28 protein-coding genes are annotated in these 24,973 nt (G+C 70.9%); 17 read left to right on the top strand and 11 right to left on the bottom strand.

What is annotated here, in order from left to right:
* Positions 1–22 precede the first annotated feature (22 nt).
* The 5 genes from AB0E91_RS26850 to AB0E91_RS26830 all read left to right on the top strand — a co-directional run bounded on the left by AB0E91_RS26850 (position 23) and on the right by AB0E91_RS26830 (position 2,955).
* Positions 23–307: a hypothetical protein gene (locus tag AB0E91_RS26850; protein ID WP_361787012.1), complete on the top strand. Its 285-nt coding sequence runs from the start codon at positions 23–25 to the stop codon at positions 305–307.
* 5 nt (positions 308–312) lie between these two features.
* A complete protein-coding gene (locus tag AB0E91_RS26845; RefSeq protein ID WP_361787458.1) occupies positions 313–699 on the top strand; it encodes a type II toxin-antitoxin system VapC family toxin in 387 nt (128 codons plus the stop codon).
* Positions 700–876: 177 nt separating this feature from the next.
* The gene (fabG, locus tag AB0E91_RS26840; RefSeq protein WP_161182883.1) at positions 877–1,581 is read left to right on the top strand and encodes a 3-oxoacyl-[acyl-carrier-protein] reductase; all 705 of its coding nucleotides are present in this window, start codon (positions 877–879) and stop codon (positions 1,579–1,581) included.
* Between the two features lie 5 nt (positions 1,582–1,586).
* Positions 1,587–2,354, top strand: a complete 768-nt coding sequence (fabI, locus tag AB0E91_RS26835) for an enoyl-ACP reductase FabI (RefSeq protein WP_361787008.1) — start codon at positions 1,587–1,589, stop codon at positions 2,352–2,354.
* Between the two features lie 256 nt (positions 2,355–2,610).
* Complete coding sequence (locus AB0E91_RS26830; protein WP_361787005.1) at positions 2,611–2,955, top strand: hypothetical protein; 345 nt, start codon at positions 2,611–2,613, stop codon at positions 2,953–2,955.
* Here the strand turns inward: AB0E91_RS26830 and AB0E91_RS26825 are convergent.
* A complete protein-coding gene (locus AB0E91_RS26825) occupies positions 2,933–3,625 on the bottom strand; it encodes a FadR/GntR family transcriptional regulator (protein ID WP_361787002.1) in 693 nt (230 codons plus the stop codon). The genes AB0E91_RS26830 and AB0E91_RS26825 overlap by 23 nt on opposite strands.
* Before the next feature lie 70 nt (positions 3,626–3,695).
* Here AB0E91_RS26825 and AB0E91_RS26820 point away from each other — a divergent pair, with 70 nt between their 5' ends.
* The 4 genes from AB0E91_RS26820 (at position 3,696) to AB0E91_RS26805 (ending at position 6,175) form a co-directional block, all read left to right on the top strand.
* The gene (locus AB0E91_RS26820; protein ID WP_361786999.1) at positions 3,696–5,015 is read left to right on the top strand and encodes a CynX/NimT family MFS transporter; all 1,320 of its coding nucleotides are present in this window, start codon (positions 3,696–3,698) and stop codon (positions 5,013–5,015) included.
* 47 nt (positions 5,016–5,062) lie between these two features.
* Positions 5,063–5,182 (top strand): SGM_5486 family transporter-associated protein, encoded by a 120-nt coding sequence (locus AB0E91_RS26815; protein ID WP_361786996.1) that lies wholly within the window; start codon positions 5,063–5,065, stop codon positions 5,180–5,182.
* 177 nt (positions 5,183–5,359) lie between these two features.
* Positions 5,360–5,566: a hypothetical protein gene (locus AB0E91_RS26810; protein ID WP_361786993.1), complete on the top strand. Its 207-nt coding sequence runs from the start codon at positions 5,360–5,362 to the stop codon at positions 5,564–5,566.
* 90 nt (positions 5,567–5,656) lie between these two features.
* Positions 5,657–6,175 (top strand): histidine phosphatase family protein, encoded by a 519-nt coding sequence (locus tag AB0E91_RS26805; protein ID WP_361786990.1) that lies wholly within the window; start codon positions 5,657–5,659, stop codon positions 6,173–6,175.
* Between the two features lie 69 nt (positions 6,176–6,244).
* Here the strand turns inward: AB0E91_RS26805 and serB are convergent, their stop codons facing one another.
* From serB to AB0E91_RS26790, 3 genes are all read right to left on the bottom strand, one after another.
* Entirely contained in the window at positions 6,245–7,468 is a 1,224-nt protein-coding gene (gene serB, locus AB0E91_RS26800) for a phosphoserine phosphatase SerB (RefSeq protein ID WP_361786987.1), read from the bottom strand.
* 132 nt (positions 7,469–7,600) lie between these two features.
* Complete coding sequence (locus AB0E91_RS26795; RefSeq protein ID WP_361786984.1) at positions 7,601–8,008, bottom strand: hypothetical protein; 408 nt, start codon at positions 8,006–8,008, stop codon at positions 7,601–7,603.
* Positions 8,009–8,352: 344 nt separating this feature from the next.
* Positions 8,353–9,873, bottom strand: coding sequence for a streptophobe family protein (locus AB0E91_RS26790; protein ID WP_361786981.1), 1,521 nt, complete (start codon positions 9,871–9,873; stop codon positions 8,353–8,355).
* A 393-nt stretch (positions 9,874–10,266) separates the two neighbouring features.
* On the opposite strand from AB0E91_RS26790, the gene AB0E91_RS26785 reads away from it, so the two are divergent.
* A complete protein-coding gene (locus AB0E91_RS26785; RefSeq protein WP_361786978.1) occupies positions 10,267–12,858 on the top strand; it encodes an FHA domain-containing protein in 2,592 nt (863 codons plus the stop codon).
* Between the two features lie 97 nt (positions 12,859–12,955).
* Here AB0E91_RS26785 and AB0E91_RS26780 read toward each other — a convergent pair whose 3' ends face one another.
* From AB0E91_RS26780 to AB0E91_RS26770, 3 genes are all read right to left on the bottom strand, one after another.
* On the bottom strand, positions 12,956–13,720 hold the full coding sequence (locus tag AB0E91_RS26780) for a transglycosylase SLT domain-containing protein (RefSeq protein ID WP_361787456.1): 765 nt from the start codon (positions 13,718–13,720) through the stop codon (positions 12,956–12,958).
* Positions 13,721–14,100: 380 nt separating this feature from the next.
* Positions 14,101–15,168 carry an S-adenosylmethionine:tRNA ribosyltransferase-isomerase gene (locus tag AB0E91_RS26775; protein WP_361786975.1) on the bottom strand — a complete coding sequence of 356 codons (1,068 nt, stop codon included), beginning with the start codon at positions 15,166–15,168 and terminating at the stop codon, positions 14,101–14,103.
* Positions 15,165–15,860: an SDR family NAD(P)-dependent oxidoreductase gene (locus tag AB0E91_RS26770; RefSeq protein ID WP_361786972.1), complete on the bottom strand. Its 696-nt coding sequence runs from the start codon at positions 15,858–15,860 to the stop codon at positions 15,165–15,167. Before AB0E91_RS26770 ends, AB0E91_RS26775 begins: the two co-directional genes overlap by 4 nt.
* Positions 15,861–16,102: 242 nt before the next feature.
* Between AB0E91_RS26770 and AB0E91_RS26765 the strand changes: the two genes are divergently transcribed.
* The 3 genes from AB0E91_RS26765 to AB0E91_RS26755 all read left to right on the top strand — a co-directional run bounded on the left by AB0E91_RS26765 (position 16,103) and on the right by AB0E91_RS26755 (position 18,293).
* The gene (locus AB0E91_RS26765) at positions 16,103–17,248 is read left to right on the top strand and encodes a GAF domain-containing sensor histidine kinase (protein ID WP_361786969.1); all 1,146 of its coding nucleotides are present in this window, start codon (positions 16,103–16,105) and stop codon (positions 17,246–17,248) included.
* Positions 17,241–17,882, top strand: a complete 642-nt coding sequence (locus AB0E91_RS26760) for a response regulator transcription factor (RefSeq protein ID WP_361786966.1) — start codon at positions 17,241–17,243, stop codon at positions 17,880–17,882. Before AB0E91_RS26765 ends, AB0E91_RS26760 begins: the two co-directional genes overlap by 8 nt.
* A gap of 171 nt (positions 17,883–18,053) precedes the next feature.
* Positions 18,054–18,293: a chaplin gene (locus AB0E91_RS26755; RefSeq protein WP_361786963.1), complete on the top strand. Its 240-nt coding sequence runs from the start codon at positions 18,054–18,056 to the stop codon at positions 18,291–18,293.
* A 155-nt stretch (positions 18,294–18,448) separates the two neighbouring features.
* Here the strand turns inward: AB0E91_RS26755 and AB0E91_RS26750 are convergent, their stop codons facing one another.
* Complete coding sequence (locus tag AB0E91_RS26750; protein ID WP_361786960.1) at positions 18,449–19,267, bottom strand: hypothetical protein; 819 nt, start codon at positions 19,265–19,267, stop codon at positions 18,449–18,451.
* A gap of 150 nt (positions 19,268–19,417) precedes the next feature.
* On the opposite strand from AB0E91_RS26750, the gene AB0E91_RS26745 reads away from it, so the two are divergent.
* From AB0E91_RS26745 to AB0E91_RS26735, 3 genes are all read left to right on the top strand, one after another.
* Positions 19,418–20,209 carry an ABC transporter ATP-binding protein gene (locus AB0E91_RS26745; RefSeq protein WP_361786957.1) on the top strand — a complete coding sequence of 264 codons (792 nt, stop codon included), beginning with the start codon at positions 19,418–19,420 and terminating at the stop codon, positions 20,207–20,209.
* An 82-nt stretch (positions 20,210–20,291) separates the two neighbouring features.
* Entirely contained in the window at positions 20,292–20,723 is a 432-nt protein-coding gene (locus AB0E91_RS26740; RefSeq protein WP_361786954.1) for an NfeD family protein, read from the top strand.
* Positions 20,724–20,806: 83 nt separating this feature from the next.
* Complete coding sequence (locus AB0E91_RS26735; RefSeq protein WP_361786951.1) at positions 20,807–21,766, top strand: SPFH domain-containing protein; 960 nt, start codon at positions 20,807–20,809, stop codon at positions 21,764–21,766.
* A 78-nt stretch (positions 21,767–21,844) separates the two neighbouring features.
* Here the strand turns inward: AB0E91_RS26735 and AB0E91_RS26730 are convergent, their stop codons facing one another.
* The 3 genes from AB0E91_RS26730 to AB0E91_RS26720 form a co-directional block, all read right to left on the bottom strand.
* Positions 21,845–22,351, bottom strand: a complete 507-nt coding sequence (locus AB0E91_RS26730; protein WP_361786948.1) for an HNH endonuclease — start codon at positions 22,349–22,351, stop codon at positions 21,845–21,847.
* A 143-nt stretch (positions 22,352–22,494) separates the two neighbouring features.
* Positions 22,495–23,034, bottom strand: a complete 540-nt coding sequence (locus AB0E91_RS26725) for a YbhB/YbcL family Raf kinase inhibitor-like protein (protein WP_361786945.1) — start codon at positions 23,032–23,034, stop codon at positions 22,495–22,497.
* Between the two features lie 40 nt (positions 23,035–23,074).
* Positions 23,075–23,857: a sporulation protein gene (locus AB0E91_RS26720; RefSeq protein WP_361786942.1), complete on the bottom strand. Its 783-nt coding sequence runs from the start codon at positions 23,855–23,857 to the stop codon at positions 23,075–23,077.
* Positions 23,858–23,959: 102 nt separating this feature from the next.
* Here AB0E91_RS26720 and AB0E91_RS26715 point away from each other — a divergent pair, with 102 nt between their 5' ends.
* Positions 23,960–24,610 (top strand): DNA-3-methyladenine glycosylase, encoded by a 651-nt coding sequence (locus AB0E91_RS26715; RefSeq protein WP_361786939.1) that lies wholly within the window; start codon positions 23,960–23,962, stop codon positions 24,608–24,610.
* Positions 24,611–24,973: the final 363 nt, after the last annotated feature.

Below are 24,973 nucleotides of genomic sequence, written 5' to 3'. Positions count from 1 at the left end.
TGTCGAGGCGAGGGAGCCCGGTATGAGCACGATCTCCGTCCGCGAGTTCTCGTACAACCCCAGCGCGGTCTTCGCCCGTGTCGAGAAGGGGGAGGCGATTCAGGTCACCCGGCACGGCAACGTGATCGCCATACTGTCTCCGGCCGGTGGCCCGATGGAGCGGTACGCGCACCTGGTGGCCCAAGGGAAGATCAAGCTGAAGCCGGTCACCGCTGCCGAACGGCACGACATGCCGCATTACGAGGTGCCCGAAGACATCGATCCTCTGGCGCTGCTCCTGGCCGAGCGTGAGGAGGACGACCGTTGATCTACATGGACACGTCCGCGCTGGTCACGTGGATGACCCGCCGCAATCACTGGGGTGACCTGGACGCCTTCCTGCGGCAGCAGGTCACCGAGATACTCGCCACCAGCACCCTCGGCTTCGTGGAGACCGTACGGACACTGGATCTCATGGGGCACTTTCCGAAGGCGATGGAGGATCTGGACGCCCGGATCACCGAGATCCTCCTCACCCGGGAGGTGCGTGACGGGGCGGCGCTGCTGGTCGGACGGCTGCGGACGCTGGACGCGATCCATGTGGCCAGTGCGCTGTCGCTGCGCGACGACCTGACAGCCGTGGTGACGTATGACCGCAGGATGCTCGAAACGGCCCGCGCTGAGGGGCTGCCCGCCTGCGCCCCCGGCATGGCGGACTGACGACACCCCAGCCTGTAGGAACCCCACAGCACTCGCCGTGAGCCACTGTCGGTGCCCGCTTGCCCTCGGACGCGGCGCGACCGATAGGTTTTCGGTGAAGCCGCCTGTCCGACGGACGTCGATTCGTCCGGGCGGATTGTCGGAACGCTGCAGACCGCTAATCGAAAGGGTGATCCGTTGAGCCGCTCGGTTCTCGTCACCGGAGGCAACCGGGGCATCGGCCTCGCCATCGCCCGCGCTTTCGCCGACGCCGGCGACAAGGTCGCGATCACGTACCGCTCGGGCGAGCCCCCGGCGGGCTTCCTCGCCGTCAAGTGCGACATCACCGACGCCGAGCAGGTCGAGCAGGCGTACAAGGAGATCGAGGAGCAGCACGGCCCGGTCGAGGTCCTCGTCGCCAACGCGGGCGTCACCAAGGACCAGCTGCTGATGCGCATGTCCGAGGAGGACTTCACCTCGGTCGTCGACACCAACCTCACCGGCACCTTCCGTGTCGTGAAGCGCGCCAACCGCGGGATGCTGCGCGCCAAGAAGGGCCGCGTCGTCCTGATCTCCTCCGTGGTCGGTCTGCTGGGCTCGGCCGGGCAGGCGAACTACGCCGCCTCCAAGGCCGCCATGGTCGGCTTCGCGCGCTCCCTCGCCCGTGAGCTGGGCTCGCGCAACATCACCTTCAACGTCGTCGCCCCCGGCTTCGTCGACACCGACATGACCAAGGCGCTCACCGACGAGCAGCGCAAGGGCATCGTGTCGCAGGTGCCGCTCGGCCGCTACGCGCAGCCGGAGGAGGTCGCCGCCGCCGTGCGCTTCCTCGCCTCGGACGACGCCTCGTACATCACTGGAGCCGTCATCCCCGTTGACGGCGGACTGGGAATGGGTCACTGATCACCATGAGCGGAATTCTCGAGGGCAAGCGCATCCTGGTCACGGGTGTGCTGATGGAGTCCTCCATCGCCTTCCACGTCGCCAAGCTCGCGCAGGAGCAGGGCGCCGAGATCATCCTGACCGCCTTCCCGCGGCCCACGCTGACCGAGCGCATCGCCAAGAAGCTGCCGAAGCCCGCCAAGGTCATCGAGCTGGACATCACCAACGAGGAGCACCTCGCGCGTCTGGCCGACGTGGTCGGTGAGGAGCTGGGCGGCCTGGACGGCATCGTCCACTCCATCGGCTTCGCCCCGCAGGACGCGCTCGGCGGCAACTTCCTCAACACGCCGTTCGAGTCGGTCGCCACCGCCATGCACGTCTCCGCCTTCTCCCTGAAGGCGCTGACCATGGCCTGCCTGCCGCTGATGCAGAACGGCGGCTCGGTCGTCGGCCTCACCTTCGACGCGCAGTACGCCTGGCCGCAGTACGACTGGATGGGCCCGGCCAAGGCCGCCCTGGAGGCCACCAGCCGCTACATGGCGCGCGACCTGGGCAAGCAGAACATCCGCTGCAACCTCATCTCCGCGGGCCCGATCGGCTCCATGGCCGCGAAGTCCATCCCGGGCTTCTCCGACCTCGCCGCCGTGTGGGACACCCGCTCCCCGCTGGAGTGGGACCTCAAGGACCCGGAGCCGGCCGGCAAGGGCGTCGTCGCCCTGCTGAGCGACTGGTTCCCGAAGACCACCGGCGAGATCATCCACGTCGACGGCGGTCTGCACGCGATCGGCGCCTGAGCCGTACCAGTGCCTGCGAGGCCCGCATCCCGGAAGGGGTGCGGGCCTCGTCCCGTAGGGGAGTGCCGTAGGTCGCAGGCGCTGGTTCCAGGGGCGTGCCCGTAGGGGCTGTCACCCACAAGCGGTACGCCCGCCCACCCCGAGCCGCATCACTCGTTCGGCTCGCCTGCCGGGCCGTACCGCGCCCCGCACCGCACGCTCGAAGCAGGCGTTGTCCCGCCCGCCCCTCCCGCAGCCCGGCCGAGGAGGTTCCCTTGTGCGCCTGTCCCGCAGCCTGGCCCCGGTGACCGCGGCCCTGGCCGTCGTCCTGTCCCTGCCCTCCGCCGCGCTCGCGCCCGCGCGCGCGGACGACTCCACGCCCGCCCCCACCTTCGGCGCCGCCTGCCGCACCTCCGTCGAGGGCTCGCACGTGGTCGCCTACTGCCACAACCCCTACGTGGACACCGACCGGGTCCGCCTGCACATCGAGTGCGCCCGCTGGTGGGACATCGACACCGACAGCGCGCCCGTGGACACCGACGCGGCCATGACGGTCAGGCTGACCGGCCGCTGCTGGAAGGAGATCCGCTCGGTGTGGATCAGCCACCAGAGGGTGCGCTGAACCGGCCCGCGCGGCACAGGAACGGATAGCTGGCGGCCTCCATGGCGGCCATTTCCGCGTCGCCCGTGCGGATCGCGTCCACCAGACGGGCATGGTCCATGTGCGTCTCGGGGGTCAGCCCGTCGCTCACGTCGGCGCGCAGCCAGTCGCGCAGGACCTCGCCGAGGTCGGCGTACATCGCCGTCATGACGTCGTTGTGCGAGGCCGCCACCACGGCCAGGTGGAAGGTCGCGTCGGCCGCCACGAACGCCTCCGCCTCCCCGGTCTCCCACGCCTCCTCGCGCTTGGTCAGGAGCGCGTCGAGCTGCTTGAGGTCCTTCTCGGTGCGCCGCTCGGCCGCCATCCGCGCCGCCGCCGACTCCAGCGTGGACCGCAGCTCCGCGATGTGCCGGGGATCGGCGTCCGCGAACCTGCGGTGCATCACACCGGCCAGCTCGCTCGTCGCCACCACGTACGTCCCGGAGCCCTGGCGGATGTCCAGCAGACCGTTGTGCGCGAGCGCGCGGACGGCCTCGCGGACGGTGTTGCGGGCGACGCCCAGCTGCTCGACCAGCTCCGGCTCGGTGGGGATGCGCGAGCCGACCGGCCACTCGCCGGAGGTGATCTGATTCCGCAGCTCGGCGATGACCTGCTCGGACAGCGCCGAACGTCGGGGGTGACTCAGGGGCATGGCACACCTTCGCACGCGAACGCGGGGTGCGGCCGCTCCGGGGATGGACAACCAATCATCCCATGATTCTATGATGGGCCGCATGGCGAGTGAAGAAACCGGGACCGTGGCAGCCCGTACGGAAGAGCCGCGCACCGCGCGCGGTACGGACGGACAGGCCACGGCGTCCCCGCGCGCGTGGATGACGCGACTGCTGGTCGTCGGCATCGTCCTGTCCGCGCTGAACCTGCGCCCGGCCATCACGAGCCTCGGTGCCCTCCTGGAGGAGGTCCGCGACGGGCTCGGCATGAGCGGCAGCGTGGCGGGCCTGCTGACCTCCGTCCCCCCGCTGTGCTTCGCGGTCTTCGGCGCCACCGCGCCCCGCCTGGCGCGCCGCTTCGGCCTGGGCGCGGTGGTCTGCGCGGGCATGACCGCCATCACCGCGGGCCTCCTGATACGCCCCTACGTCGGCGGCACCCCCGGCTTCCTCGCCGCCAGCGCGCTCGCCCTCATGGGCATCGCCGTCAGCAACGTCCTGATGCCGGTCATCGTCAAGCGCTGGTTCCCGGACCGCGTGGGCTCCATGACGGGCCTGTACTCCATGGCGCTCGCCGCGGGCACGGCGGTGGCCGCCGCCGTCACCGTGCCCCTGACGGACGCCCTGGGCGGCCACTGGCAGTCCGGCCTCGCGATCTGGGCGGCACTGGCGGGGACGGCGATCCTGCCGTGGCTGCCGCTGCTGAAGAAGCGGGAGGAGGACGCGGGTGCTGGTGTCCCTGGGGGAGCCGCCCCGGAGCCATCCCATCGCGCGACGGAACAGCCTCCCCTCCGGATCGCGCGCAGCCGTACGGCCTGGGCGCTGGCCGTGTTCTTCGGCCTCCAGGCGACCGGCGCGTACATCACCATGGGCTGGATGCCGCAGATCTTCCGGGACGCGGGCGTACCGGCGGGCACGGCGGGTGTCCTGCTCGCGGTCACCATGGTGATGGGCGTGCCCCTGGCCTTCGTCATCCCGAGGGTCGCCGCCCGGCTGCCCCACCAGGGCCCGATCGTGCTCACCCTGGGCGCGTGCGGCCTCGCGGGCTACGCCGGTCTCTACCTCGCCCCCGCCTCCGGCGCCTGGGCGTGGGCGCTGCTGCTCGGCGTCTCCAACTGCGCGTTCCCGCTCGCGCTGACCATGGTCGGCATGCGCGCCCGTAGCGGCCCCGGTGTGGCCCAGCTGTCGGCGTTCGCGCAGAGCACCGGCTATCTGATCTCGATCCCGGGCCCGCTGCTGGTCGGCGTGCTCTATCAGCGCAGCGGCGGCTGGGGCGTGCCGCTCGCCCTGATGGCGGGCCTCATGGTGCCGCAGATGATCGTCGGCGTCCTCGCGGGCCGCGACCGCACGGTGGAGGACGAGGCGGCCCGCTGACCGGCCCCGCCCGACTCGTACCGGACGAAGGGTGCGAGACTGACGCCATGCAGCCTGTGCTCGACCCGAACCCGAAGAACGGCCAGAAGAAGATGCTGATCGTCTTCGGCTCGTTCCTCGCCGTCTTCGTGATCATCGGCATCATCGCGACGATCGCCTCCCCCTGACCGGGGCCCGTACCCGGACCGGAGCCAAGAACCCCTGGGGCTGACCCCCCATCCCCTAGGGGACAGGAGTCAGGGTGAAGTGGGTGGCTTTCCCGATGGGCCCACGGACGGTGATTCCGTAACTTCGAAGTGTGCCGCGACGCGGGGTCGCGACCTGTTCCGAAGACGGAGGCGACGATGTCCGTCCGCACCCACCCCCGGCCCCACCCGGCGACCACGGGCGGCACCGGGACCCGCCTGCCCTGGTGGGCGCTGGCGCTGCCCGTACTGGCTTTCACCATCCTGCTCGCGCTGATGCTGAACCCGTCCGAGGCCCACGCGGCCACCGGCGAACCCGTGATCGCCCACCTCGTCGAACAGATACGCGCCCTCCTCGTACGGTGAGCCCAAGGTGTGCGAGACCCTCGCTCGTACGGTGAATCCGCATGTCAACTCCCTGCGCCAGGGCGCATCTTTCGTGCGAAGCTGGGTGCCATGAGCGTCGCAGAACCCCGCAGGATCGTCCTCTTCCGCCATGCGAAAGCCGACTGGCCCCAGGTTTCCGACCATGAGCGCCCCCTCGCCGAGCGGGGGCGCACGGACGCCACGGTCGCGGGCAGCAGACTGGCCGACACCGGCCTCGCCTTCGACCTGGCCGTCTGCTCCACCGCCCTGCGAACCCGCGAGACCTGGAAGCTCGCCGTCCACGAGCTGGCCCACCGCCCGAGGACGGTCTACGAGGACCGGGTCTACGACGCCTCACCCGGCGAGCTGATCGCCGTGCTCAACGAGACCCCGGACGACGTCCGCACGCTGATCCTCATCGGCCACAACCCCGGCGTGCACCACCTGGCCGACATCCTCGCGGGCTCCTCGGAGGACGACGCCCGCGAGCGCATGAACCGCCGGGGCTTCCCCGCAGCGGGCTTCGCGGTCCTGTCGTACGACGGCGACTGGAAGAACCTGGAACCGGGCAAGGCGACGCTGACCGAGTACTGGACCCCATCGGAATGACGAAAAGCCGAAGAAGAAGGGGGGTCCTGCACCGCAAGCGGCACGGGACCCCCCTTCTTGTTCCCGGTACTAGTCCTCGTCGTGGGTCTCGGCGGCCTCGACCTCTTCGCGGGTGATGCCGAGGAGGTAGAGGACGGTGTCGAGGAAGGGGACGTTCACGGCGGTGTGGGCGGCCTCGCGGACGACCGGCTTGGCGTTGAAGGCGACACCGAGCCCGGCGGCGTTCAGCATGTCCAGGTCGTTGGCGCCGTCACCGATCGCGACGGTCTGCGACAGCGGCACCCCGGCCTCGGCGGCGAACCGGCGCAGCAGCCGCGCCTTGCCCGCCCGGTCCACGATCTCCCCGGTGACCCGCCCGGTCAGCTTGCCGTCCTCGATCTCCAAGGTGTTGGCCTGGGCGAAGTCGAGCCCCAGCCGTTCCTTCAGATCATCAGTGACCTGCGTAAACCCGCCGGAGACGACCCCCACCTGATAACCGAGCCGCTTCAGCGTCCGGATCAAGGTCCGCGCCCCCGGCGTGAGCCGCACCTGATCCCGCACCTTGTCGACGACCGAGGCGTCCAGCCCCTTCAGCAGCGCGACCCGGGCATGCAGCGACTGCTCGAAGTCCAGCTCCCCGCGCATCGCGGCGGCGGTCACCTCGGCGACCTCGGCCTCACAGCCCGCGTGCGCCGCGAACAGCTCGATGACCTCGTCCTGGATCAGCGTGGAGTCCACATCCATGACCACGAGCCGCTGCGCCCGCCGGTGCAGCCCCGCCGACACGACGGCTATGTCGACCCCCAGCGCCGACGCACTCGTGGCCAGCGCACTCCGCAGCGACCCGGTCTCCACACCGGAAACGGCGAACTCAACCGCCGTCACCGGGTACTTGGCCAGCCGGAAAATCCGGTCGATATTGCCCCCGGCCTGGGCTATCCGCGCGGCGATGGCAGCCGTCGACTCAGCGGTGAGCGGATGCCCCAGCACGGTCACGAGCGACCGCCCAACCCCCCGAGGCCGGTTGTCCCCACGCCCCGAAATGATCTCGGCCTGCATCTTCATCGACTCGGCCCAGCTGTGCACGGTCGACCGGAGATCACCCTCGAGCCCCGCCGGCGGCGTAGAAACCAGCGCACACAGCACCAGCCGCCCCCGAGTGACAACCTGCTCGATATCGACCACATCGACCTGAAAAGCGGCCAGCGTGTCGAACAGCCCGGCGGTGATCCCCGGCCTGTCCTTCCCGAATATCTTCACCAACAGAGTCGGGTCATCAACAGCCTGCACAGCGGCGTTCTCCGTAGCGCTCATGGTCCCCCCACCGTATCCGGCCTCCCGCACCCGCCGCCCGACAGGTCCGCCAACCGGACGGGGGCCGCCCGGCGAAGAATCGCCCGACGGCCCCGCATCCCCGGCCCGCGCCTCAGCGCCGGCCCGGCACCCTCAGTCCACGGTCCCCCACTCGGCCGGGTACGGCGGCGGCCACGACTTCGAGAAGTCGAACAGCGACTCCCTGTCCATCAGGGAGTACTCCGCCTCACGCCAGCTGGGCGCACCCCCGACCACGAAGCTGCCGTCGTCCGCGATCATCCACGTCCACGGCGCGTTGTCGGCCGACAACCCGTGCCGCTCGCTCAGCTCGGCGAACTCCGCCTCGGTGGCCCGCCTGATGTGCAGGCCGCTCCGGTAGTACGGCCTGAGGAGCATCAACGTCACATGGCCGATGTAGACCTCCACGTGCGTGGTGGTTTTATCCATGGCGAGCGCCTCACTCCACAGCATCAGCTGGCGGTGCGAAGGATCGAAGCCGGTCACTCTGAACAGACGGCCGGTACGGATGAAGTCGGGCATGACTCCGGCGCTCCTCTCGTTCTGCATCACTGACCCCACGCCGGAACAGGTATGTCGGTGACCTTAGCGCCATTCCAGTACCAGTCGACGGACGACCAAGCGGCTGCCGGCCTGCCGCCGTCACAGAGGCGAGGGCCGTCGCGCATCCCGCGGTCAATTACCCTCCCTGCCTGGCCCGTCGCGAGGCGGCGCCGCAGCCGCGTACGGCGGCGAGGGGACGTGGCGGGGGGTGTCCGCCCGCAGCGGCCGGCGAAAACTCAGGGTGCTTGTGTCAGCGGGGAGCCCGCCGGACCGAGGACGGATACCCCCCGCCGCGGCCCCGCCCCCACGGAACCGGAGGCGCGTCAGCCACCCGGCGTCCGAGGCGGGGGAGGCGGCGGCCCCTGATCGGACGACCCCCCGGACCGACGCCGCCGCCGAGGCGGAGACGGAAGGGTAGGACTGGCAACAGTGGGCGCTCCGGAAACGTCGTCCCCACCCGCCTCCGGCGACACTTCCGGCAGCCGGAGATACGGATTCGTGTCGGGGTTGGGCGCCCGATAGGGCCGGCTGGGCGAATAGGGCCCACCCACAGCACCCTGCCCCCCGTACCGGGCCGTCCCGCACACCGACCCCATACCCCCGTCACCCCCCGTACCCGCCACCCTCACCCGACGCCCCGCAACCCACGCCCCCAAAACCCCCGCCACCCCACCCCACACGACCCCCGCCAGCACAGCCACCCCCACCCGCCCCCGCAACTCAACCCCCGTACCGAAGGCGTCGAAGCCCAGCACAGACACCGACGCCTGAACCGACGTAGCGGTGAACCACACAAGCAGCGGCAACGCGACGCCCGTAGCCACCCCCAGCCCAACCCCACACCGCAAGGCCAAGCGCCGCGTCCCCGCCGGAGTACGCACGGCGGTCAGCACCCCCGCCGTCAACATCAGCAACGCCGCAGCCACGGCAAGCAGCCACACCCGCCCGTCCAGCTCGGCCAACCGCCCCACGGTGACGGGGTGACCGGGGGAGTCGGTCAGGAACTGGTCGACGGGGTCCGGAAGCACCATCCGCATAACCCCGCTCGCCCTCCCGTCCCAGGGCACGAACAACCCCAACGGCACAGCGAGCCAAGCCCCATTGGGCGCCCCGAGCAGAGCCGCACCCGCGATCCGCCCCGGATGATCGTCCCCGACAGCCGCGTAACCGGCAGCCGCGACCCCCGCCACAACCGCGACCAGCAACACGGTGACGACAGCCGAAGCAGCAGGCCGCACCCCCTTCAGCAAGCCCTCCCACCTCGGAGGCAAAGGCACGCGACGCGAAGCGAGCAGGGCGACGACGAGCACCCCCGCACACCACACCAGCCCACCAACCACCGTGCCCCCGGAGTCCACGGCGAACCGAACCGCAACCTCGGCGTGCGCCAGATCCCCCACCTGATCCGACACCAACCCCCCGAGCCCCCCGAGCCACCCCCCACCCCCCGAAACGCGGCGCAGCCCCAGCGCATCGCCGTCGAGCGTGACAACCCCCCGCCCCACCCACGAAAGCCCCAGCACCCCGGCGCCGAACAGCACCACCAACACGCCGGCCCGGAAGAGGAGTTCACGCGCCGAGCCCCCACCCCTCGCCCCCGCCACCCGCAGGGACCGCAGAAAGAACCACCCGAGCAACAACGCCCCCACGAGACTCACCCCCAACGGCGTTGCCCGAAAGGCGACATGCGCCTCGCCCCCCGTCATCCCGAAGGCGGACATGTCGACGGAAGGCGAGACGGAACCCCCCACGGCAAGCGCCACGACGGCAGCCGTAAGCGCCCCCAGCGCCCCCCGGGAATCCGCCCCGACGAGATGCAACCCGAGCGCGGCGGTGACCCCCATCCCCACGAACGCCCACCCGACCCCCGCGACAGCGGAAAGAACGGCGTCCCCCCAGGGCAACGAACGCCCCCGCCCCGCACCCCCGTTGACCCCACCCCGCAGAGAACCCACAGAACTCACGCCAGCCCCCAGCCCCAGCCCCAGCCTCAAACCCCAGCCCCCGGGCCCCCAACCCCCCCCGATCCGCCGGAGGCAACCCCCTCGGGCGGGATTACCACTTTCCGACCCGTTTTCCACCCCGTCAACGGCGCGAGCCGCCCCACCCGCAAGCGCCCCCCGTCCGGGCCGGATTGGGAGGACAGCCCTCCGCCTGGAATAGTTCCCCACGATGTTCGACATCCCTAAACTCCCTGTGTCGGGGGTAATTCGGGGGACAACTCAGTGGGGCATGGAGTGCCGGAACTCGTACTGGAATCAAACGGCCGGACCTGGACGCTCGATCCGTCCAGGTCCTACGCCCTCGGACGTGATCCGCGGGGCGACATCGTCTTCGAAGACGCCAGGGTCTCCTGGCGGCACGCCACGGTCCGTTTCGACGGCCAGGGCTGGGTCATCGAGGACCACGGCAGCACCAACGGCACCTTCGTGCAAGGCCGTCGGATCAGTCAGGCGCACCTGGGAGCCGGTTCGGCGGTGCACCTCGGCAACGCGACCGACGGCCCGCGCGTGAACCTCTCGGGCGGCGGGCAGCCCCAGCAGACGCACCAGGCCCACCAGGCCCACCACGCGATGCCGACGCAAGCGGTGCCACAGGTGCAGCAGGGAACGCCGTACGCCGCACAGGGCGCCGGCGCCTGGAACCAGGGACCGCAGCAGACCCCGCAGGCGCAGCCGGACACGGACTGGCCGGGGGCGAACCCGGGCTCCCACCAGCACCCCCACCAGTCGGGCCGGATTCCGCACCAGCACCCCGCCCCGGACGCGGCGTCCGTCGACAAGACCGCCGAGCCGGTGTACGGCGACCGCAGCCCGACCACGTTCCACCAGTTCGCGCTCGGCCGCGTCATGCGCATCGGCCGCTCGCTGGACAACGACCTGGTCGTCTCCGACCTCCAGGTCTCCCGGCACCACGCCGAGTTCCAGTCGACGCCCGACGGCCGCTCGGAGATCCGCGACCTCGGCTCGCACAACGGCACGTTCGTCAACGGCCAGCCGATCGGCAAGGGCGGCACGGCGCTGCTCGGCCCGGACGACATCGTCGGTGTCGGTCACTCCACGTTCCGGATCGTCGGCGACCGGCTCGAGGAGTTCGTCGACACCGGTGAGGTCTCCTTCTCGGCCCGCCACCTCACCGTCACGGTCGACGGCGGCAAGCAGATCCTGAAGGACGTGTCCTTCGGCGCCCCGGAGAAGTCGCTGATCGCGGTGATCGGCCCGTCGGGCTCCGGCAAGTCCACGCTGCTCAAGGCGCTGACCGGCTACCGGCCCGCCAACGAGGGCGAGGTGCTGTACGACAGCCGTAACCTCTACAAGCAGTTCGCCGAGCTGCGCCAGCGCATCGGCCTGGTCCCGCAGGACGACATCCTGCACAAGGAGCTGACCGTCCGGAAGGCCCTGAAGTACGCGGCCAAGCTCCGCTTCCCGGCCGACACCACGCCCGCCGAGCGCGACGCCCGCATCGACGAGGTGCTGCGCGAGCTGAAGCTGGACGTGCACAAGGACAAGAAGGTCACCTCCCTGTCCGGCGGCCAGCGCAAGCGCGTCTCGGTGGCCCTGGAGCTGCTGACCAAGCCGTCGCTGATCTTCCTGGACGAGCCGACCTCGGGCCTGGACCCGGGCATGGACCGCGATGTCATGCAGCTGCTGCGCGGCCTCGCGGACGACGGCCGTACGGTCCTGGTGGTCACCCACTCGGTGGCCGAGCTGGCCCTGTGCGACAAGCTCCTGGTGATGGCGCCGGGCGGCTCGGTCGCCTACTTCGGTCCGCCGGACGAGGCGCTGAACTTCTTCGGCTACGACAGCTGGGCCGATGTCTTCTCCGCTTTCGAGAACTACCGCGACTACAACTGGGCCGAGCGCTGGAAGGGCTCCCAGCACTACCAGATGTACGCCGCCGACATCGACGCGGTCGCGCCGCAGTCCGTAGCCCTCTCGGCGTCCAAGGCCACCAAGAAGGCCAAGCCGCAGAGCTGGGGCTCCCAGTTGCTGACGCTGATCCGGCGGTACGTCTCGGTCATCGGCTCCGACAAGGGCTTCCTGGCGCTGACGGTGCTGCTGCCCGCGGTGATCGGCGCGGTCAGCCTGCTCATCGACCACAGCAAGGGCCTGCTGGTGAACGCGGTCGATCCCAAGACCGGCATCCACATCCCGAACAGCACGGCGACGACGGTGATGCTGATCCTCGCCGTGGGCGCCTGCTTCGCGGGCTCGGCGAACTCGGTCCGTGAGCTGATCAAGGAGCGGGTGATCTACGAGCGGGAACGCGCGACCGGTCTGTCCCGCTCGGCCTATCTGATGTCCAAGGTGGTCGTGCTCGGCGTGATCACCGTGCTCCAGGGCCTCATGGTGGCCCTGATCGGCCTCTCCAGCCGGGAGATCCCCGACCGCGGTGTGGTGTTCGGCGGCTCGACGCTCCTCGAGCTGTGCCTGCCGGTCATGGCGCTGGGCTTCGCCTCGATGATGTTCGGCCTGGTGATCTCCTCGCTGGTGAAGACCTCCGAGAAGACCATGCCGCTGCTGGTGATGTTCGCGATCGTCCAGGTCGTGTTCACCGGCTGCCTCTTCGCCCTGCACGGCACCCCGGGTGTGAACGAGTTCTCGTACCTGATGCCGTCGCGCTGGGCGGTGGCCGCCGCGGGGGCCACGCTGGACTTCAACAACATCGCGCCGAACCTCGACGACCCGAGCAGCACGGACCCGCTGTGGGACCACACGGCCGGGGCCTGGGCGCTGGACATGGTGGCGCTGATCGCGCTCGGCGTGCTGTGCGGCTTCCTCGTCTCGCGCTTCCTGCGACGGCACGAGCCGGAGGTCATGCGCAAGTAGGGCGGCCACGGGCGACGGCCTGGTGAGGTACGTGAAGGGCGGCATCCCCGGCGTAGGGTTGCCGCCCTTGTGCGTGTCTCAGAGGTCCGCGCCGGCCTCAGTACGCGCTGTTGACGTTGTCGATCGTGCCGTACCGGTGGGCCGCGTAGTTGGCGGCGGCGGTGATGTTCGCGACCGGGTCGTAGATGTTCCACGAGGTACCGGTCACGTGGTACGTGGCGAAGGTCGGCGGGATCACCTGGAGCAGACCCTTGGAGGGGATGCCGTTGATCGCGTTGATGTCCCAGTTGTTGATGGCACGCGGGTTGCCGGAGGACTCACGCATGATGTTGCGGTGCAGGCCGCTGTAGCTGCCCGGGATGCCCTTGGTGTGCATGATGTCGAGCGAGTGGCGGATCCACCCGTCGAGGTTGTTCGAGTAGGTGCGCGCGGCGACCGTCTCCATCTGCGGGCGCTCGGCGGACCGGCTCGCGGCCTTCTTGGCGGAGCGGGCCGCGGCGGCCCTGCGGGCGGCGTCGGCGGCGGCCTTCTTCTTCGCGTCGGCGTCGGCGGAGCGCTTCTTGGTGGCGGAGTCGGCCTCGGCCTTCGCCTTGGCGGCGATCGCGTCGAGCTTGAGCTGCTGGTTGGCGGCCGGGTCGGTGAACGTGCCCTTCAGGTCCTGGACCTGGGTGTGCTCGGCGGCGACCTGGGTGTGCGCGGCCGGGACGCCGGTGGCGACGGCCGTGCTGCCACCGGGAACGGCGGCGAGGGCGATGGCGGCGGCACCGAGGGTGCTCACACCGGCGACCGCGATCTTGCGCTGCTTGTCGAGCGCGTTGAACTTGCTCACCTTCGCCGAGGCGAAGGCGCCGAGCTTGTCCATGGAACGACTGAGACGATCGGTGTCGAGGATGTTCTTGGGCATGGCTGATGGACCTCTTTGAGTGAGCGCGGAGGTCGCTCCTGCGTCCGCCGGAGGAATCGGCTCCTCCCGCACGAACGCCGCGGGGGGAACCCGCGGCGCTGAGCGACGAGAGCAATTCTTAGCGGCCGCAAAATGCCATGGCAACGAGGTGAAGTACGACCCTGCATAGTGGATCAGGTAAGGGCAAAACGGGACAGATTGGAGCATCTGTCCCGTTCATCGTGGGATACCTTGTCTCCTATGTCCGTTCGTAAGTGATGTGCGCCCTATGCGAGGGCTCACACCGGTAACCTCCCCTTCTCACTCGCCGTCGTCGGCGGGGTGCTTTGCGTAAGCACTCATTGTGGGAGGAGGAGATGGACGTCCCCGAACTCGTGCCAGAGGTACCGCTCGCGCACCGCCTCCGCGTACGCCCGGTCCACCGCCGCCCGCCCCGCCACCGCCCGCAGCATCAGCAGATGCGAGGCCGCCGGCTCGTGCAGCCCGGTCAGCAGCCCGTCCACGACCCGCACCCCGCGCTCCGGCGTGACCACCAGCTCCGTCCAGCCGCCGGCCGCCCGCACCACGCCGTCGGGCCCGGCCGCCGACTCCACGGCCCGCACCGCCGTCGTCCCCACCGCGATCACCCGCCCGCCCCCGGCCCGCGCCGCCCCGATCAGCCGCGCCGACGCCTCCGGCACCGCGAACCGCTCCGGATACGGCGGCTCGTGCGCCTCCACCGACGCCACCCCCGTGTGCAGCGTCACCGGCGCCAGCCACACCCCCCGGCTCACCAGCTCCGCCACCACGCGCGCCGTGAACGGCCGCGCCGCGCTCGGCATCTCCGCGCTCCCCGCCCCGTCGGCCGACGGCAGCGCGAACACCGTCTGATACGCCGCGAGCGACTGGTCCCGCTCTGTATAGGAGTAGCGGATGGGACGGCCGTGCTCGCTCAGCACCCGGGCGACCGGCGCCCCGGACACCCGCGCCCACCACAGCCGCGCGCCGTCGCCGCCCCCCGCCAGCGGCTCCTCCAGGACCAGCCGCGCCCCGCCCGGCAGCCCCACCTCCGTCCGCGCGGGTCCGCCCGCCCGCGCGCGCGTCGTGCCCCGGCCGTCCGGCTCCCGCAGCTCGACGGCCCACCGTCCGTCGTCCCCGCGGGTCGAGAAGTGCACCACCACCGGCGCGGACCCGGTCCGCCCGTCCACCGCCGCGGGCAGCGTGGCCGAGGTGTTCACCACCAGCACGTCACCGGCCCGCAGCAGCCGGGGCAGCTCCCCGAACGCGTGATGCGTCACCGCCGTACCGCGCGAGACCAGCAGCCGTACGGAATCCCGGCCGAGCCCGGGGCCCCGCTGCTCGGCCGGGACGCGCGCGGACAGCTCCCGGGGCACCTTTTCCCACGGCAGGGCCGTGGCCGTCCTCATCGCCGCTCCAGCAGCGCGTCGGCGGTGTACCGCCCGCTCTCCGGCCGGTCCTCCAGCAACCGCAGGAAGGCGGGCGCCACACTCTCGGGCGCGGGGCGTGGAGCATCGTCCCCGGGTACGGCCGCCTCGTACAGCCCGGTCGCCATGTCGCCCGGGTCCACCGCCCACACGCGCAGCCCCGGCTCCTCCTCGGCGAGCACCGCCGCGAGGTGGTCGAGGGCCGCCTTCGAGGCGCCGTAACCGCCCCAGGTGGGGTACGCCTCCACCGCCGCGTCCGAGCTGAGCATGATCACGGCGCCCACCGCCGAGGCCCGCAGCGCGGGCAGCGCCTCCTGCACCAGGCCCAGCGCGGCGACCGTGTTCACCTCCACCGCCCGCCGCAGCCCGTCGAGCGGCAGCTCCGCCAGCCCCACCAGGGGCTCGGCGCCCAGCGCGCTCGCGTTGTGCACCAGCAGGTCCATCCCGCCAAGGCGGTGCGCCGCCGCCACCAGCGCGGCCCGGTGCGCGCCGTCCGTGACGTCCCCGGCGAGTGCCACCACCCGCGTGCCGTGCCCGGCGACCGCCCCGGCGGCCTCCTTCAGCGCCCCCTCGCCCCGGGCGTCGAGGACCAGGTCCCAGCCCCGCGCGGCCAGCGCACTCGCCAGTGCCCGGCCCAGCCCCTTCGACGCCCCCGTGATGATCGCGACAGCCATCCTCACCATCCCCTTGGGTCACACTCGACCGCCCCGGCGGGCGGTGACCCCAACCTAGGAACGGCCCGCCCCCGCCCACCTCGGCCCGCGGCCCCGACCCGCGCGGTCCCTTCGCCGTACGTCCGGAGCCCCACCGGACGACGGGGTCCGACGGCCTACGCCCCAGGCCCTACGTCCAGCGGCCCGAACAGCAGGTCACCCGGCCGATCCGCCCCGGCGCACCCCGCCGGTACCGTGAGGACATGAGTCACGGCACCCGGTCCGGCCTCGCCGCGGTGAGTTCCGCGCTGCTGGCCATGAGCAGGCATCTGGAAGTGCGGGACGTCCTCAAGACGATCGTCGCCTCCGCCCGCGAACTGCTCGACGCCCAGTACGCCGCCCTCGGCGTCCCCGACGACCACGGCGGCTTCGCCCAGTTCGTCGTGGACGGGGTCAGCGACGAACAGTGGAAGGCGATCGGACCGCTGCCCCGGCAGCACGGCGTGCTCGCGGCGATGCTGCGCGAGGCCCGCCCCGAGCGGCTGGCGGACGTACGGCAGGACCCCCGGTTCGAGGGCTGGCCCGACGCCCACCCCGAACTGGCCGACTTCCTGGGCCTGCCCATCCGCGACGGCGACGAGGTCATCGGCGCTCTCTTCCTCGCCAACAAGAACTGCCGGAAACCGGAGGGAAGTTGCGGCTTCACCGCCGAGGACGAGGAGCTGCTCGGCATCCTCGCCCAGCACGCCGCCATCGCCCTCACCAACGCCCGCCTCTACGAACGCAGCCGCGAGCTGACCATCGCCGAGGAACGCTCCCGCCTCGCGCACGAACTCCACGACGCGGTGAGCCAGAAGCTGTTCTCGCTCCGCCTGACCGCCCAGGCCGCCACCGCCCTCGTGGACCGCGACCCCGCCCGCGCCAAGGAGGAGCTGCACCAGGTCGCCGCCCTCGCGGCCGAGGCGGCGGACGAACTGCGCGCGGCCGTCGTCGAGTTGCGCCCCGCCGCACTGGACGAGGACGGCCTCGTCGCCACCCTCCGCACCCAGATCCAGGTCCTCGACCGCGCCCACAGCGCCCGCGTCACCTTCACCGGCCACGGCATCCGCGCCCTGCCCGCCGCCCAGGAGGAGGCCCTGCTCCGGGTTGCCCAAGAGGCCCTGCACAACGCCCTGCGCCACTCCGGCGCGGCCCACGTCCAAGTCGTCATGGCCCGGCGCGGCAACGGCGTCGTCCTGCGCGTCACCGACGACGGCGACGGCTTCGACCCCACGACCGTCCGCCGCGCCGGACGCCATCTGGGACTGGTCTCCATGCGGGACCGCGCGAGCGGGGTCGGCGGCACGCTGACCGTGGAATCGGCGCCCGGCAAGGGCACCGCGATCGAGATGGAGGTGCCCGGTGGCTGACCCGATCAAGGTGCTCCTCGTCGACGACCACCAGGTCGTCCGCCGGGGCCTGCGCACCTTCCTGGAGGTGCAGGACGACATCGAGGTCGTCGGCGAGGCGGCCGACGGGGCCGAAGGAGTCGCCCAGGCCGAGGAGTTGCGCCCCGAGGTCGTCCTCATGGACGTCAAGATGCCGGGCATGGACGGTATCGAGGCCCTGCGCAGACTCCGCGAACTCGCCAACCCCGCCCGGGTGTTGATCGTCACTAGCTTCACCGAGCGCCGCACGGTCGTCCCCGCCCTGCGCGCGGGCGCCGCCGGATACGTCTACAAGGACGTGGACCCCGACGCCCTCGCCGCCGCCATCCGCTCCGTGCACGCCGGACACGTTCTGCTCCAGGCCGAGGTCGCCGACGCCCTGCTCTCCCAGGAGGAGACCAACCCCGGCCAGGGCAGGGGCGGTTCACTCACCGACCGGGAGCGCGAGGTGCTGGGGCTGATCGCCGACGGACGCTCCAACCGCGAGATCGCCCGCGCCCTCGTCCTGTCCGAGAAGACCGTCAAGACGCACGTCTCCAACATCCTCATGAAACTCGACCTGGCCGACCGCACCCAGGCGGCGCTGTGGGCGGTACGTCACGGTGTGACCGGCTGAAACCCGGTCAACTTCCGCCCCACGAACGGCGATCCGAAAGGTCACCGTCCGATCCGAGATTCATACCGTCGTGGGAATGTCACCCGTACGGCGCAACCTCGTCCCGCCCCCGCCGTTCTCCAGTGCGTGCTGCGGCGAACCGCCGCGGTGAATGCCAAGGAGGGGTTGGACATGAAGAACCTGAAGAAGGCCGCGGCCGTGACGATGGTGACCGGCGGACTGATCGCGGCGGGCGCGGGCATGGCCTCCGCCAGCAGCGGCGCCTCCGGCGCGGCCACGGCCTCGCCCGGCGTCGTCTCGGGCAACGTCATCCAGGCGCCGGTGCACGTCCCGGTGAACGTCGTCGGCAACACCGTGAACGTCATCGGCCTGCTGAACCCGGCCTTCGGCAACACGGGCATCAACGGCTGACGCACCCCCACAGACTCGCAGGGCCCCCGGCACCCCCACCGGGGGCCCTGCGTCTGCCACGAACCTCCGGCGGCCAGGCACCATCACCGGCAGCCCGGCCACGAGCCCCGGTGCCTCACCCCGGGCCCCGGCAACTCAGCGCGAGCGCCCGCGCCTCAGTGCCGTTCCCGCTCCTCCACCACCGAGTTGTACGCCGCCACCCGCGCCCGCCGGGCCGTCCGCTCCACCGGCCGCAGCGCGGCCGCCCGCGCCGTCATCTCCGACGCGCTCACCGCACCCCCGTGCCCGCCCCCGTACGCCAGGGACACCAGCAGCCCGATGCGCTCCGCCAGTTCGAGCACCCGTACCGCACGCGGCGGATACCCCGGCGACAGCACGTCGTACCCGTGGCCGCCCGTCACCCGGGCCCCCGCACGGCGCGGCGCCTCCGCCCGTGCCCGGTACGCGTCGATCGCCGCCTCGGCCACCGGACCCGACGCGGCCACGTCCAGCCGCGTCAGCACCTCCGTCGCGTCGCGCAGCGCCTCCGCCAGCTCCCGCTCCGCCTCGCCCAGCGAGGGCACGTCCGCGGGCGGCGCCTCCCGTACCGGCAGCACGTGCCAGACGACCTCGGTGTGCACGTCACCTTCGGGCCCCGCCTCGTACACCTCCGGGACCAGGCCGAACGCCGCCCCGGAGCAGACCACCGCCTCCTCGGCCTCCAGCGCCCGCGCGTTGAACTCCGGCGGACCGCTCAGCCCCAGCGGATGCCCCGGCGCGGGGAGCGCCACCCGGAAACCCGTCACCCCGAGCCCCCGCAGCCGCCCCAGCGCCAGCGTGAGACCGACCACGCCCTCCTCGCCCGGCAACCCCTCGACCCGGTGCACCGCGTCTTCGCCCACCACGGCGAGTACGGCGTCATCCGGGGAGACAAGTCCGGCCAAGAGGGCATTTCCCCAAGCGGCGAGGCGTCCTGAACGCGGTTCCGTGAGCATCCCCCCACCCTAAGGACCGGACCGATGGATTGGAGCACCACACTCGTGGCGTAGATTTCATATGGGCTGCGCCCATTGGCGTGGCGGCCCGAGCCACAGGCGTACGCGACAGCCGAGACCGGCCACAACGCAAGGGGAGACAACGCGCTCATGAGCGATGTTCTGGAGCTTCAGGACGTATCCGTGGTCCGTGAGGGCCGGGCTCTGGTGGACCAGGTCAACTGGTCGGTCAAGGAGGGCGAGCGCTGGGTCATCCTCGGCCCCAACGGCGCCGGCAAGACCACCCTCCTCAACGTCGCGTCCAGCTACCTGTTCCCCACCAAGGGCACCACCACCATCCTCGGCGAGACCCTCGGCAAGGTGGACGTCTTCGAGCTGCGCCCCCGCGTCGGCGTGGCCGGCATCGCCATGGCCGAGAAGATCTCCAAGAGCCAGACCGTCCTGCAGACCGTCCTCACCGCCGCCTACGGCATGACCGCGGGCTGGCACGAGGAGTACGAGGACGTCGACGAGCAGCGCGCCCGAGCCTTCCTCGACCGCCTCGGCATGAGCGACTTCCTCGACCGCCGCTTCGGCACCCTCTCCGAGGGCGAGCGCAAGCGCACCCTGATCGCCCGCGCCCTGATGACCGACCCCGAGCTGCTGCTCCTGGACGAGCCCGCCGCCGGACTCGACCTCGGCGGCCGCGAGGACCTGGTCCGCCGCCTCGGCCGGCTGGCCCGCGACCCGATCGCCCCCTCCATGATCATGGTGACCCACCATGTCGAGGAGATCGCCCCGGGTTTCACCCACGTCCTGATGATCCGCCAGGGCAAGGTCCTCACCGCGGGCCCCATCGAGCTCGAACTCACCTCCCGCAACCTCTCCCTGTGCTTCGGCCTCCCGCTCGTCGTGGAGCAGGCCGGCGACCGCTGGACCGCGCGCGGCCTGCCCCTGTCCTGATCCGTTCCCGAGCCGTTCCTGATCCGGGCGGCCCCCGCCCGCACCCTGTCGGCGGCCCGCCCCACGGCCCTACCATGAGCCCGTGGACGACATCGGCGCATGGGTGTGGTGGCTCGTCGGCGCTGCGGCGCTCGGAATCCCCCTCGTGATCACCGCGATGCCCGAGTTCGGCATGTTCGCGGTGGGAGCCGTGGCCGCCGCCGTCGTCGCGGGGCTCGGCTTCGGCGTGGTGATCCAGGTGCTCACCTTCGTGGTCGTCTCCGTCGCCCTCATCGCCGTCGTCCGCCCCATCGCCCTGCGCCACGACCGGCAGCGCCCCCGACTGGCCACCGGCGTGGACGCGTTGAAGGGCAAGCAGGCGGTCGTCCTGGAGCGCGTCGACGCCTCCGGCGGCCGCGTCAAGCTCGCCGGGGAGATCTGGTCGGCCCGCGCCCTCGACGCCTCACGCGCCTACGAGATCGGTCAGGAGGTCGACGTCGTGGACATCGAGGGGGCCACCGCGCTCGTCATCTGATTCATCTGCCCCCGAGTTGGGCAGCGGTCTGACAGACTCGACCAGCAAGATCTTCGACAGCGGAGAGGGGTACGGGGAACACGATGGAACCGGTCATCATCGTCCTGGTCATTCTGGTGGTGTTGGTCTTCATCGCCCTGATCAAGACCATCCAGGTCATCCCACAGGCCAGCGCCGCCATCGTCGAGCGCTTCGGCCGCTACACGCGGACCCTGAACGCGGGCCTGAACATCGTGGTCCCGTTCATCGACACCATCCGCAACCGCATCGACCTCCGCGAGCAGGTCGTGCCCTTCCCGCCCCAGCCGGTGATCACCCAGGACAACCTGGTCGTCAACATCGACACCGTCATCTACTACCAGGTGACCGACGCCCGGGCCGCCACCTACGAGGTCGCCAGCTACATCCAGGCGATCGAGCAGCTCACCGTCACCACGCTCCGCAACATCATCGGCGGCATGGACCTGGAGCGGACCCTGACCTCCCGCGAGGAGATCAACGCGGCCCTGCGCGGCGTCCTCGACGAGGCCACCGGCAAGTGGGGCATCCGCGTCAACCGCGTCGAGCTCAAGGCCATCGAGCCGCCCACCTCCATCCAGGACTCGATGGAGAAGCAGATGCGCGCCGACCGCGACAAGCGCGCCGCGATCCTCACCGCCGAAGGCACGCGCCAGGCCGCGATCCTCACCGCCGAGGGCGAGAAGCAGTCCCAGATCCTGCGCGCCGAGGGCGAGGCCAAGGCCGCCGCCCTGCGCGCCGAGGGCGAGGCCCAGGCGGTCCGTACGGTCTTCGAGGCCATCCACGCGGGCGACCCGGACCAGAAGCTGCTCTCGTACCAGTACCTCCAGATGCTCCCGAAGATCGCCGAGGGCGACGCCAACAAGCTCTGGATCGTCCCCAGCGAGATCGGCGACGCCCTCAAGGGCCTCTCCGGCGCCATGGGCAACTTCGGCAACTTCGGCGGGGGCGGTGGCGGCAGCTCCGTACCCCAGCAGAACAAGGGCACCGGCTCCGACCGCCGCGAGCGCCCGTCCATCGACTGACGCCGGTACGAACGACGCCGTACGACAGCGGGGCCCGGCCTTCATCAGAAAGGCGGGCCCCGCTGTCGTGTCTCCTGCCTACGCGGCCTTCAGCGCCAGCCAGTCCGGCAGCGCGTCGAAGTCCTCGTTGCCCAGCGCGAGCAGCATCGCGTCCGCGGGCGTCGGCTCGAACGGCTGCCACAGCAGCGGCATCCCCGCCTGCTCCGGAGTCCGGTCCGCCTTGCGGTGATTGTCCTCCGCGCACGAGGCCACCGTGTTCAGCCAGCTGTCCCCACCGCCCTGCGCCCGGGGCACCACGTGGTCGACCGTGCTCGCCGACCGCCCGCAGTACGCGCACCGGTGCCGGTCCCGCACCAGCACACCCCGCCTCGACCATGGCGCTTGTCTTCGGAAGGGCACCCGTACATACCTGCACAGCCGGATCACCCGGGGCGCGGGTATGTCCACATCGACGCCGCGCATCCGCAGCACGGGGTGCGCCTGCTCCACGACCGCCTTGTCCTGGAGGACCAGCACGACGGCACGGTTCAGCGTCACCGTCGACAGCGGTTCGAAGCTCGCGTTCAGGACCAAGGTGCCACGCATCAAGCCCACCTCCCGTGTGCCCGCCCACCCCCCGGCGGACGTGGATCAACTCTGGACGGGCGCGTCGAGATGGACAACGCAATAAAAAGCGCCCGCCCCTGATCACTTCCAAGACCAGGGGCGGGCAAACACCGAAGCGGCGATCAGCTCTGCGCGGGGTTCTCGTACTCCCCGATCAGCTGGGCGCGCGCCAGCGCGTGGAACCGCAGGTTGAAACCGACGACGGCCGGCGAGGCATCCGAGTCCGGACCGAGTTTCTCCTGGTCCACGGCGTACACCGTGAAGACGTAGCGGTGCGGTCCGTCCCCGGGCGGCGGGGCGGCCCCGCCGAAGTCCTTGGTCCCGTAGTCGTTGCGCGCCTGAACCGCGCCCTCGGGCAGCCCGTCGGACTTCCCGCTGCCCGCACCGGCCGGGAGCGACGTCACCGAGGCCGGGATGTCGAACACCACCCAGTGCCAGAACCCGCTGCCGGTCGGCGCGTCCGGGTCGAAGCAGGTCACGGCGAAGCTCTTCGTCTCCGCCGGGAACCCCTCCCAGCTCAGCTCCGGCGAGATGTTCCCGTCGGCATAGACCTGGGCGCCCTTGAGCACCCCGCCCGGCTCGATGTCCTCACTCGTCACCGTGAACGACGGCACGGGCGGATGGAAGTCATGGGGGAGCGGCCGCCGCTTGAGCTCGGTCACCTCGGTACCTCCTGATCGATTCCGTTCAGTGGGTCCGAGCCTAGAACCAGTTACGGCGGCTGCCGACCTCGGACAGCCACTGGTTCAGGTACGCCGCCCAGTCGGTGGTGTGGAAGTCGTGCAGGCCCACCTGGAAGGAACGGAAGGTGTCGGAGCCCTCGCTGAACAGGCCCGGCTTCTTGTCCATCTCCAGCACGACGTCCATGGCGTGCTCGTCCGCCACGAAGCTGATCTCGACCTGGTGCAGACCCCGGTACTGCGACGGCGGGTAGAACTCGATCTCCTGGTAGAACGGCAGCTGCTGCCGCGTGCCCCGGATGTGACCGCGCTCCATGTCCGCGGTCTTGAAGCGGAAGCCCAGCTGGACGAAGGCGTCGAGGATCGCCTTCTGCGCGGGCATCGGGTGCACGTTGATCGGGTCCAGGTCGGAGGAGTCCACCGCACGGGCGATCTGGAGCTCGGTGGTCACACCGATGTGCATCCCGCGCAGCTGCTGCCCGTCGATCATCGTGACCGGCGTCTCCCACGGGATCTCCAGGCCGAACGGCACCGCGTGCACCGCCCCCGCCTGCAGCTCGAAGGCACCGCCGAGCCGCACCCGCGTGAACTCGATGTCCTGCTTGTACTCCTGGTCGCCGCCCTCCACCTCGACCTTCGCCTGAAGACCGACCGACAGCCCCTCGATGTTCTGGTTGACCGAGCCGCCCTGGATGTGGACCTCGCCCTGCACGACACCACCGGGCACCACGTTGACCTCGGTCAGCACCGTCTCCACCGAGGCGCCCCCGGCCCCCAGGCTCGCGAGCAGCTTCTTGAACGCCATTTACTCTCCCCTTACGAATGGGCCTTCGCCCCGTACAAACGCGATCCGGCTCCGACCGGTTCCGCCATGAGGGCGACCGGGGCTGCACTACCCTCGGAGGGCATGATCACGCCACCGGACCGTACGCCACTGCCCCGGGAGTTCCTCGACCGTCCCGTCCTCGAGGTCGCCCCCGACCTCCTCGGCCGCCTCCTGGTGCGCACCACCCCCGACGGCCCGATCACCGTCCGCCTCACCGAGGTCGAGGCGTACGACGGCCCGAACGACCCCGGCTCCCACGCCTTCCGCGGCCGCACCGCCCGCAACGACGTGATGTTCGGCCCGCCCGGCCACGCGTACGTCTACTTCACCTACGGCATGTGGCACTGCATGAACCTCGTCTGCGGCCCCGAGGGACGGGCGAGCGGGGTGCTGCTCCGCGCCGGCGAGATCGTGGAGGGCGCCGAGCTGGCCCGGAAGCGCAGGCTCTCCGCCCGCAACGACAGGGAACTGGCCAAGGGCCCGGCCCGCCTCGCCACCGCCCTGGACATCGACCGCTCCCTGGACGGCACGGACGTCTGCGGCCCGGCGGCCTCCCCGCTCCACCTCCTCACCGGCACCCCGGTCCCTTCCGACCAGGTGCGCAACGGCCCGAGGACGGGTGTCGCCGGCGACGGCGGTGACGGAGATGTGCACCCCTGGCGCTACTGGGTGGACGGCGACCCGACGGTGAGCCCCTACCGCCCCCATGCACCGAGACGCAGGTCACGTTGACTCGCTCTTGGAAGATGCGTAATGTACTCCGAGCCGCTTGACCCGGGTACGGCAATCGCCAGTAGACGGAAGCGGCCACCCCACTACCTACGACTTCCCCCTGGCGGGGGTCGATTCGACGTGCCCGCATGTCCGAATTGAATCCGCTGGGACTCGATTATGAGTCCGAGAGGGAATCGGCTAACGTAGTGAATGTCGAAAGGCCGAACGGCGAAAGCCGAAAAGCCCAAGGCAATCCCGCCGGCCGGGAATCAGGCACCGAAGAGCGTCTGATAGAGTCGGAACCGCCGGAAAGGGAAACGCGAAAGCGAGAACCTGGAAAGCACCGAGGAAATCGGATCGGAAAACGATCTGATAGAGTCG

It is taken from the genome of Streptomyces sp. NPDC026659 (genome assembly GCF_040638245.1).
GTDB lineage: Bacteria > Actinomycetota > Actinomycetes > Streptomycetales > Streptomycetaceae > Streptomyces.
The sequence above is the reverse complement of the archived record's forward strand: the minus strand, read 5'-3'. Positions and strand labels throughout refer to the sequence as shown.